9 protein-coding genes are annotated in these 9,816 nt (G+C 71.8%); 6 read left to right on the top strand and 3 right to left on the bottom strand.

Features of this window, described 5'->3' with window-relative positions; genetic code table 11:
• The first annotated feature begins 584 nt into the window (after nucleotides 1–584).
• Nucleotides 585–2,468 carry a putative bifunctional diguanylate cyclase/phosphodiesterase gene (locus tag IE249_RS16945; RefSeq protein WP_373304400.1) on the top strand — a complete coding sequence of 628 codons (1,884 nt, stop codon included), beginning with the start codon at nucleotides 585–587 and terminating at the stop codon, nucleotides 2,466–2,468.
• A 16-nt stretch (nucleotides 2,469–2,484) separates the two neighbouring features.
• On the opposite strand, the gene IE249_RS16950 is transcribed toward IE249_RS16945, so the two are convergent.
• The 3 genes from IE249_RS16950 to IE249_RS16960 all read right to left on the bottom strand — a co-directional run bounded on the left by IE249_RS16950 (nucleotide 2,485) and on the right by IE249_RS16960 (nucleotide 5,850).
• On the bottom strand, nucleotides 2,485–3,609 hold the full coding sequence (locus tag IE249_RS16950) for an LLM class flavin-dependent oxidoreductase (protein WP_189705654.1): 1,125 nt from the start codon (nucleotides 3,607–3,609) through the stop codon (nucleotides 2,485–2,487).
• Between the two features lie 145 nt (nucleotides 3,610–3,754).
• Nucleotides 3,755–4,909, bottom strand: a complete 1,155-nt coding sequence (locus IE249_RS16955; protein ID WP_189705655.1) for a glutathione-independent formaldehyde dehydrogenase — start codon at nucleotides 4,907–4,909, stop codon at nucleotides 3,755–3,757.
• Between the two features lie 209 nt (nucleotides 4,910–5,118).
• Nucleotides 5,119–5,850, bottom strand: coding sequence for a maleate cis-trans isomerase family protein (locus tag IE249_RS16960; RefSeq protein WP_189705656.1), 732 nt, complete (start codon nucleotides 5,848–5,850; stop codon nucleotides 5,119–5,121).
• Between the two features lie 152 nt (nucleotides 5,851–6,002).
• Here IE249_RS16960 and ehuB point away from each other — a divergent pair, with 152 nt between their 5' ends.
• From ehuB to IE249_RS16985, 5 genes are all read left to right on the top strand, one after another.
• Entirely contained in the window at nucleotides 6,003–6,923 is a 921-nt protein-coding gene (gene ehuB / locus IE249_RS16965; RefSeq protein ID WP_189705737.1) for an ectoine/hydroxyectoine ABC transporter substrate-binding protein EhuB, read from the top strand.
• On the top strand, nucleotides 6,920–7,648 hold the full coding sequence (gene ehuC, locus IE249_RS16970) for an ectoine/hydroxyectoine ABC transporter permease subunit EhuC (protein ID WP_189705657.1): 729 nt from the start codon (nucleotides 6,920–6,922) through the stop codon (nucleotides 7,646–7,648). Before ehuB ends, ehuC begins: the two co-directional genes overlap by 4 nt.
• A complete protein-coding gene (gene ehuD, locus IE249_RS16975; RefSeq protein WP_189705658.1) occupies nucleotides 7,645–8,295 on the top strand; it encodes an ectoine/hydroxyectoine ABC transporter permease subunit EhuD in 651 nt (216 codons plus the stop codon). The genes ehuC and ehuD overlap by 4 nt, the downstream gene beginning before the upstream one ends.
• Nucleotides 8,285–9,094 carry an ectoine/hydroxyectoine ABC transporter ATP-binding protein EhuA gene (ehuA, locus tag IE249_RS16980; RefSeq protein ID WP_308434359.1) on the top strand — a complete coding sequence of 270 codons (810 nt, stop codon included), beginning with the start codon at nucleotides 8,285–8,287 and terminating at the stop codon, nucleotides 9,092–9,094. The genes ehuD and ehuA overlap by 11 nt, the downstream gene beginning before the upstream one ends.
• Nucleotides 9,095–9,231: 137 nt before the next feature.
• On the top strand, nucleotides 9,232–9,816 hold a 585-nt coding region (locus IE249_RS16985; RefSeq protein WP_229858697.1), incomplete at its 3' end, for an IclR family transcriptional regulator domain-containing protein.

Consider the following 9,816-nt stretch of genomic DNA (forward strand, 5'->3'; position numbering starts at 1 on the left):
GGCCGTGCCTGGGGCTGGTTCAGCGCCTTGAGGGCGTCACGGCCGAGCGCCTTCAGGGGGAGCTGACGCGGCACGGGGACCTCCGGGTGCGGTTCGCGGGGACACCGCACCCAGCCTGTGCGAGTTTGTAGGGGTACGCCCTGTTTGTCTGCACCGGAAGGGTGAGAGGCGCTGCTTCACGAGGGACGGCTGCCGTGTACCGGCCGGGGAAGACGACACCCCGGAACACTCACGGAACGTCACAAGTGGTCGGCCGGACGAAGAACCCGTCCAGGTGCGGGCAGAAACGATCTGTCACGAAGGCCGCGCGCCGGCGAACACCGGCAAGTGGCTGGAAGGGGTCAGGCGCCAGCATCTATGATCGGCACACTTTCCTGGCACTTTCCTGCGCGGACACGGGCCCGGCGGCCGTCAGTCACCCGGCCGGCCACCCGACGAGACCGATACGAAGACCGAGTGCACGGCGGGAGCGAGCGGTGAGCGGAACGTCCGAAGGGCCGACGCCCGCGGCAGACCTCAGCCGTCTGAATGTCACACAGGGTGATGTTACGAAGGCTCCGGGTGCGGACGCGCTCGCGGCGGCGGTGGCCCCCGCGCCGGTCGGCGAGGAGGCAGGCGCGACCGCCGCGGCCGGCGGGACCGCCACCGCGCGCACGGTCGGCTTCACTCCGATGGCGCAACCCGCCCCCGTCCGTACGGAATTCACCGCACCGGCCGAACCCTCCTTCCGCTCCGCCTTCCGGGCCGCCCCGCTCGCCATGGCCGTGGTGGACCGCGAGGGGCTGGTGGTCAGCGCGAACGAGACGTGCGGCGCGCTGCTCGGCACCCCGCCGGACGAGCTCGCCGGGCAGGTCGCCGCCGACCTGGTGGACCTCACGTCCGACGCCCGCGCCTGGCACGCGTACCGCGAGGTCCTGCGCGGCCGGCAGGCCCGGATGCGCTGCACCCGGCTGCTCAAGCACCCCGACGGCCGCTCCCTGTGGGTGCAGGTCACCCTCGCGCCGCTGCCCGCCGGGTCCGGCGGGGTGTTGCTGTCCCTCACGGACATCAGCGCCCGGCGCGAACTGCAGAACCGGCTGCGGCATCTGCGGAGCCACGACCCGGTGACCCGGCTGCCCAACCGCACGCTGTTCTTCGAGCGCCTGTCGGCCGCGCTGGAGGCCGGGTCGCAGCCGGAATCCGAGCCGGAGCCGGAGCCCGGGTCGTACGAGCGCGGCGGCACCGGCCGCATCGGGCTGTGCTACCTGGACCTGGACGGTTTCAAGGCGATCAACGACACCCTCGGCCACCGCATCGGCGACCGGCTGCTCGCGGCCGTCGCCGAGCGGCTCACCCGGTGCGCCGACGAGGCGGGCTACGGCCGCGCGAGCGCCCCGCTGGTGGCGAGGCTCGGCGGCGACGAGTTCGCGCTGCTGGTGGAGGACTCGACCGGCACCGAGCAACTCGCCGCTCTCGCCGAGTCGGTGCTCACCGCCCTCCAGGCGCCGTTCGAGATCTCCGGGCGCCGGCTGTCGGTGTCGGCGTCGATCGGAGTGGTCGAGCGGCAGACGGAGGGGACCTCGGCGACCGCGCTGATGCAGGCCGCCGACACGACGCTGTACTGGGCGAAGGCCGACGGCAGGGCCCGCTGGACGCTGTTCGACCCGGAGCGCAACGCGCACCGGATGACCCGTCAGGCCCTGGTCTCCACGCTGCGCGCGGCCGTCGAGCGCGGTGAGTTCACCCTGGAGTACCAGCCGCTGGTCGGCATGGAGGACGGGCGGCTGCGCGGGGTCGAGGCGCTGGTGCGCTGGCGGCACCCGCAGTTCGGGGTGCTGACGCCGAACCGGTTCATCGCGCTGGCGGAGGAGGACGGCTCGATCGTGCCGCTCGGCCGCTGGATCCTCGCCACGGCCTGCCGCCAGGCCCGCCGCTGGCAGCTGGACCACCCCGGCGAGCCGCCGATCTTCGTCAGCGTCAACGTGGCGGTTCGGCAGGTGTGGGACTCGGACCTGGTGGCGGATGTGGCCGAGGTGCTCGCGGAGACCGGGCTCGCCCCGCATCTCCTCCAGCTCGAACTGACCGAGTCGGCGGTGATGGGCTCGGCCGGGCGGCCGCTCCAGACGCTGCGGGCGCTGAGCGACATGGGCGTGCACATCGCCATCGACGACTTCGGCACCGGCTACTCGAACCTGGCGTATCTGAGCCGTCTGCCGGTGTCCGTGCTGAAGCTGGACGGCTCCTTCGTACGCGGCTTCCAGCACGAGGAGCGCACGGGGGCGGCGGACGAGGTCATCGTGGAGGCGATGATCCAGCTCGCCCACCGGCTGGGGCTGTCCGTGACCGCCGAGTGCGTGGAGACCTCCGACCAGGCGAGCCGGCTGCGGCGGATCGGCTGCGACACCGGGCAGGGATGGCTGTACTCCCGCCCGGTGTCACCGGACCGTATCTCCGAACTGCTGGACGACCACGCCTGCGGGCGGCGCTGAGGGTCGCCGGCCGGGATCAGCTCGCGGGCAGCCCGTAGGCGTCCGCGATGAGTTCGTAGGAGCGCACCCGGACCTCGCCGCTGTGGGCGTTGCTGGTGATCATCAACTCGTCGGCGCCGGTGCGCTTGTGGAGGTCGTCGAGTCCGGCGCGCACCTCGTCGGGGGTGCCGTGGACGACGTTGGCGTTCCAGGAGGTGACGAACTCCCGCTCCATCGGGCTGAAGTCGTACGCCTCCGCCTCCTCCGGAGTGGGCACGAGGCCGGGGCGGCCGGTGCGCAGGCGGACCATGTTCAGCGCGGCGGCGAGCACCTGGCGGCGGGCCTCGCGCTCCTCGTCGGCGGCGAGGGCGGCGACGCCGATCAGGGCGTACGGCTCGTCGAGCACCGCGCTCGGGCGGAAGGACTCCCGGTACAGGTCGAGGGCCGGGATCGTGTTCTGCGCGGAGAAGTGGTGGGCGAAGGCGAAGGGCAGGCCGAGCATGCCCGCCAGGCGGGCGCTGAAGCCTGAGGAGCCCAGCAGCCAGACCGGCGGGCGGTGCGGTGACTGCACCCCGCCGGGCGAGGTGGCCTGGACCGGGCCGGGCACGGCGTGGACACGGCGGTAGGGGTGGCCGTCGGGGAAGTCGTCGTCGAGGAACCGGACCAGCTCCGCCAGCTGCTGGGGGAAGTCGTCGGCGCCCGAGTGGATGGGGGTCCCCCCTGCTCGGGCGGAGCCGAGAGCTTGGGGGAGTTCCGTGCGGCGCAGGGCGGCGGCGGTGGCGCCGTCCGTGCCCGGGGCGCGGCCGAGGCCGAGGTCGATCCGGCCGGGGGCCATGGCCTCCAGGGTGCCGAACTGCTCGGCGATGACCAGCGGGGCGTGGTTGGGCAGCATGACGCCGCCCGAGCCGAGGCGGATGCGTTCGGTGTGGGCGGCGAGGTGGGCGAGGATCACGGCCGGGGAGGAGGAGGCGACGCCCGGCATGGAGTGGTGCTCGGCGACCCAGTAGCGGTGGTAGCCGCGGTTCTCCGCGAGCCGTGACAGGGTCACGCTGGTGCGCAGCGCGTCGGTCGCGGTGCGGCCCGCGCCCACGGTCACCAGGTCCAGTACGGACAGCGGTACGGGCGCGCTGCCGCGGACCTCGCCACGTATCTCGTCTGCCACGGGTGTGCCTCCTGCCGTCGTGCGTGTACTGCCCTGACGGGCGACAACAGGGGGCCGTGCGGGTTTGTTCCTCGGTCTCCCGGGGCGTCGGGACGTGGGAGAGGCCGCCGCGCGTCGCGGCGGCCTCTCCCCCGCGGTCGGCGGATCAGGCGGCCAGGGCGTGTCCCGGGTGGAGGACCACCTTGGTGTAGCCCTCGATGCGCTTGTCGAACTTCTCGTAGGCCTGTGGGGCCTGGTCCAGCGGGAGCTCGTGGGAGACCACGAAGCTGGGCTTGGCCCGGCCCGCGATGATCATGTCGCGCAGCTGCCGGTTGTACTGCTTGACGTTGCACTGGCCGGTGCCCATCTGCTGGCCCTTCTCGAACATCTTGCCGATGGAGACCAGGAGCTGGCCGTGCTTGGCGTGCTCGTCGGGCGCGCCCGGGTCGGAGGGCACGTACAGGCCGGGTATGCCGAGCAGACCGGTGGGCCGTACCGTCTCGACCAGGGTGTTGAGGACGACGGCGGGTTCCTCGTGGCTGGTGTCCTTGTGGGACGTGGCCTGGTAGCCGACCGCGTCCACGCCCTTGTCGGTGCCCTCTCCTCCTGTCTGTTCCTTGATCTGGGCGGCCGGGTCGCCCTTGCTGAAGTCGATGGGGATGGCCCCGATCTCCTCCGCCTTGGCGAGCCGCTCCGGCACCCGGTCGACCGAGAACACCTTGGCCGCGCCGCGCAGCAGCGCCGAGTAGGCGGCCATCAGGCCCACCGGGCCCGCGCCGTAGACGGCGACGCTCTCGCCGGGCTTCACCTGGGCGAGCTCACAGCCGTGGTAGCCGGTGGGGAAGATGTCGGCGAGCAGCACGAAGTCGGTCTCGAACTCCTCCCCCGGCGGCAGCTTCAGGCAGTTGAAGTCGGCGAACGGCACCCGCAGCCGCTCGGCCTGCCCGCCGGTGTAGGGGCCCATGGCCACATAGCCGTAGGCGCCGCCCGCGAACCCGGGGTTCACCGTCAGGCAGAAGCCGGTCTTGCCGGCCAGGCAGTTCTTGCAGAACCCGCAGGCCACGTTGAACGGCATCACCACACGGTCCCCCTGGGACAGCGAGGTCACACCACTGCCGACCTCCTCGATGATGCCGAGGTTCTCGTGGCCGAAGACGATGCCGGACTCGGCGGCCGTGCGGCCCTCGTACATGTGCAGGTCCGATCCACAGATCGCGCTCGACGTGACCCGTACGATCACGTCGTTCGGGTGCTGGATCCGTGGATCGTCGACGTCCCTCACCGTCACGCTGAAGGGCTTTTCGTAGACGACGGCTTTCACCTTCGGTCACCTCCGCGTCGGACACTGGACGACGGCGGCGACGGCGGCCGCTGCGGGGAACGGTCGGGCCGCTGACGGGCACGGTGGGGCCGGACAAGGGCCGCCGGCCCGCTTCGGGCCGTGCCGTCACCCCGGACGTGGTCGTCGTCGCACCGCCGGACAGTTCCAGGTAACGCCCCCGCGGCGGTGCCCGCAACCCGCGCCCGCGCTCACACCTGGACGATCGGCTCCCGCGTGAACAGGGCTCCCAGACCAGGGGCGTTGACCCGCCGGTCGGTCAGCCGCAGCGCCTCCCACACGCTCACCTGGTTCGCCGTGAGCACCGGCTTGCCGAGCTCCTCCTCGAGCACGCCGAGGTGGGACGCGGTGTGCAGGGCGGTGTCGGGCAGGACGACCGCCTCGGCCTCGGCGGTGTCGGCCGCCCTGGCCAGCTCCAGGACCTCCGGCTCGCCCCAGGTCGCGACCTGCGCGGCCGTGGTGACCCCCGCGCTGTGGGCGGCGGCCACCTCCAGGCCCGCGTCCCGCAGGAAGTCCGTGAAGAGGGCGGTCACCTCCTGGGGATAGGCCGCCGCGACGGCCACCCGCCGTACGCCCAGCTCGCGGAGCGCGTGCTCGAAGCCGAAGGAGGTCGAGGAGGCGGGCATCCCGGCCGTGCGGGCGAGGGTACGGACCTGGTCGTGGGCGCCCTGGCGGCCGTGGGTGAAGCTGCCCGCGGTGCTCGCCCACACCACCGCCTCCGCGCCGGACAGCCGCAGCGCCTCGACCCCCTCGGCCAGCCTCCCGGCCGAGCCCGTCTCACGCAGCGCGTCCGGCCGGTACACGCCCTCGCCGATGGCGGTGTGGACCACGTCCACCCGGATGTCACTGCCCAGGAGCTGCTCGATGCGCGGATAGTCGTCCTCGGCGAAGTGGCCCGGGTAGAGGATTCCGAGTGCCGTCATGACCGACCTTTCTGCCGTCGTGGTGGCGGTACACGGCTCGGGTACCCCGTGCACGCGGCGCAGCCTCCCGTTGCGGCACGGTCACCGTTTCACCATCGCCCCTCCACACACCGCGGGGCATGGCCCGGATGCGCTTGGGTAGCCGCGCGCCCATGGCTCCACCACTTGCACTCGGTAAAGGCAGACGGACAGCGGGGCCGGCGGGCCCCGGCCGCCGGTCGCTGCTCGCGGGGGTCGCGGCGCTCGGCGCGCTGGGCGCCGCCGGCTGCAGCCGCGTGGCCACGGCGTCCACCCGTGAGGGCGGCGACCTGCTGGGACGGCTGCGGGCCCAGGGCGTCGTGCGGCTCGGCATCGCGGGCGAGATCCCGTTCGGGTACATCGACAAGGACGGGCGGCTGACCGGTGAGGCGCCCGAGCTGGCCAGGGTGATCTTCAAACGCCTCGGGGTGGACCGGGTGCAGCCGGTGCCCACCGAGTTCGGCTCGCTCATCCCGGGCCTGAACTCCCAGCAGTTCGACGTCGTGGCCGCCGGGATGTACGTCAACCCCGAGCGCTGCGAGCAGGTGATCTTCGCCGACCCCGACTACCAGATGCTCGACTCCTTCATCGTCCGCAAGGGCAACCCGCTCGGGCTGCACAGCTACCAGGACGTGGTGCGCAGGAAGGCGAAGTTCGCCACCGGCACCGGATACGCGGAGATCCAGTACGCGGTGGAGGCCGGCTACAAGCAGGGCGACATCCTGATCGTGCCCGACCAGGTGGCCGGGCTGAACGCCGTCGAGGCCGGACGCGTGGACGTCTTCGCGGGTACGGCGATCACCGTCCGCGAGGTGGTGAAGAAGTCCGCCAAGGCGGAGGCCACCAAGCCGTTCGCGCCGCTGGTGAAGGGCGAGCCGCACGTCGACGGCGGCGCGTTCGCCTTCCGCTCGACCGAGACGCGGCTGCGGGACGCGTTCAACGCCGAGCTGCACCGGATGAAGAAGAGCGGCGAGCTGCTCCGGATCCTGCGGCCCTTCGGTTTCACGAAGGACGAGATGACGGCTCTGACCGCGAAGGAGCTGTGCGGCGGATGACCAAGGGACTCTGGGAACTCGTACTCCAAGGTGTGTGGACCACCGTCCAGCTGCTGGTCCTCAGCGCGCTGCTGGCCACCGCCGTCTCCTTCGTCGTCGGCGTCGCCCGCACCCACCGGCTGTGGATCGTCCGCTTCGTCGCGGGCTTCTACACCGAGGTGTTCCGCGGGACCTCCGCGCTGGTGATGATCTTCTGGGTGTTCTTCGTGCTGCCGCCCGCCTTCGGCTGGCAGCTGGTGCCGATGTGGGCGGGCACGCTCGCGCTCGGGCTGACCTACGGGGCGTACGGCTCGGAGATCGTGCGCGGGGCGCTGAACGCGGTGGACCCGGCGCAGCGGGAGGGCGGCATCGCGCTGAGCTTCACGCCCTGGCAGCGGATGCGGCTGATCATGCTGCCGCAGGCGGTGCCGGAGATGATCCCCTCCTTCTGCAACCTGTTGATCGAGCTGCTCAAGGGCACCGCGCTGGTGTCGGTCATGGGCATGGGCGACCTGGCCTTCAGCGGCAACCTGGTGCGCCTGGCGCTCCAGGAGAGCGCGGAGATCTACACGTACGTGCTGCTGATCTACTTCGTGATCGCCTTCGCGCTGACGCGGCTGATGCGGGGACTGGAGAAGCGGCTGAAGCGGGGCGTCGGCAAGGACTTGCTGAACGAGGCCGGCGCGCGTGAAGCGAAGCGCGCCGAGACGACCGGCGTCGGGGCCGCGGGAGGTGGTGTGGCGTGAAGTGGGACTGGGGCGCCGTACGCGATTTCATGCCGCACTTCTGGGACGGTCTGCTGGTCACCCTCCAGGCCCTCGCGCTGGGCTCGCTGATCTCGTTCGCGCTGGGCCTGGTGTGGGCGCTGCTGATGCGGACGCCGAGCCGGTGGGTGCGCTGGCCGGTGGGCGCGGTGACGGAGTTCGTGCGGGACACCCCGCTGCTGGTGCAGCTGTTCTTCCTCTTCTACGTGCTGCCCGAGTGGGGGCTGACGTTCTCGGCCCTGACCACGGGCGTCTTCGCGATCGGGCTGCACTACTCGACGTACACGATGCAGGTCTACCGGGCCGGCATCGAGGCGGTGCCGGCCGGCCAGTGGGAGGCGGCGACGGCGCTGAACCTGCCGTGGCGGCGGACGTGGACCGCGGTGATCCTGCCGCAGGCGGTCCGCCGGGTCGTCCCGGCGCTCGGCAACTACGTGATCTCCATGCTCAAGGACACGCCGCTGCTGATGGCGATCACCGTGCTGGAGATGCTCGGGCAGGCCCGGCTCTTCTCCCAGCAGCACTTCCAGTTCACCGAGCCGCTGACCGTGATCGGCGTGGCCTTCATCCTCGTTTCCTACCTGGCCTCCCTCCTCCTGCGAGCACTGGAGCGACGTCTTGTCCGTTGACACCGCCAAGAACCCCGAACCTCCGACGAACCCCGGCCCCGACGGCTCCCCGGGCTCCGGGACCACGGAGCTGATCCGCTTGGAGAACGTGACCAAGCGGTTCGGCGACCACACCGTCCTCGACGGGCTGGACTTCTCCGTCGACACCGGCAAGCACGTCACGCTGATCGGCCCGTCCGGCTCCGGCAAGACCACGATCCTGCGGATGCTGATGACCCTGACCCGGCCCGACGAGGGCACGATCACGGTGGACGGGGAGCGGCTCTTCCCGGCGCCGCCCAAGCAGGTCCGGGAGATCCGCAAGAAGATCGGGATGGTCTTCCAGCAGTTCAACCTGTTCCCGAACATGACCGTGCTCAGGAACATCACCGAGGCCCCGGTCACCGTGCTCGGCATGTCCAGGGACGAGGCGGAGGCCCGCGCACGGGAGCTGCTGGAGCTGGTGGGCCTCGCCGACAAGTGCGACGCCCGCCCCTCCCAGCTGTCCGGCGGGCAGCAGCAGCGGGTGGCGATCGCCCGCGCGCTGGCCATGCGGCCGCAGGTGCTGCTCCTGGACGAGGTGACCTCGGCCCTCGACCCGGAGCTGGTCGCGGGGGTCCTGGACCTGCTGCGCGACATCGCCCGCAGCACCGACATCACGATGCTGTGCGTGACCCACGAGATGGGCTTCGCCCGGGACATCTCCGACCAGGTGCTGATGTTCGACTCGGGGCGCGTGGTGGAGGCCGGGTCCCCGGAGAAGATCTTCGGCGACCCGGAGCAGGAGCGAACCCGGGAGTTCCTCGGCGCGGTGCTGTGAGCACCTCGGTGCGGTGAGCGCGGCCGCGCCGGGACCCAATCTCTCCAACGCCGGCTCACCGAACGGCGTTTGACCGTTACCGTGGAGGTGATTGGCTGACCGGATCACGGCCCAGACAGCGAGCGCAGGGGGAGACCGTGGCGCTGAAGCACGAGCCGACCGCCCCGTACCACTCGGCCCAGGACGCCCTGCGCGTCCTGGAGACGGTGGCACGGCACTCCACCGGGGTCACGGACACCGAGCTCGGCCGCCGCACGGGCCTCGCCCCCGAGCGGCTGACCGCGCTGCTGCGCATGCTCCGCCGCGAGGGCTACGTCGAGCAGGTCACCGACGGCGGCTACGTCACCGGGGCCGCCCTCGCCCGCCTCGGCGCCGCCCGCGGCCACGAGCAGGCCCTGCGCGACCAGCTCCAGCGCATCCTCGACCGGCTGCGCGACTCGCTCGGCGCGGCCGTCTACATCAGCCGGTACGTCGACGGAGAGGTCCGCGTCACCCAGTACGCCGCCGGGCCGGCCGCCCCGGCGGTCAACGAGTGGTTCGACTTCCGCTGCTCCGCCCACGCGACCGCGGTGGGCAAGAGCCTTTTGACCCAGCTCGACCACAACGGCCGTCGCGACCATCTCGCCCGGTACCGCATGACGCGGCTGACCTCGCGCACGATCACCAGCGACAAGGTGCTGCTCTCCCGGCTGGAGGCCCAGCCCGCCACGGTCCCGGTGCTC

Source organism: Streptomyces anandii JCM 4720 (assembly GCF_014650655.1).
Classification (GTDB): domain Bacteria; phylum Actinomycetota; class Actinomycetes; order Streptomycetales; family Streptomycetaceae; genus Streptomyces; species Streptomyces anandii.

Excerpts from the sequence above, each read along its gene's own strand:
- IE249_RS16960 (WP_189705656.1), bottom strand. The coding sequence starts at position 5,850 with ATGACGGCACTCGGAATCCTCTACCCGGGCCACTTCGCCGAGGACGAC.
- ehuB (WP_189705737.1), top strand. The coding sequence starts at position 6,003 with ATGGCTCCACCACTTGCACTCGGTAAAGGCAGACGGACAGCGGGGCCG.
- ehuC (WP_189705657.1), top strand. The coding sequence starts at position 6,920 with ATGACCAAGGGACTCTGGGAACTCGTACTCCAAGGTGTGTGGACCACC.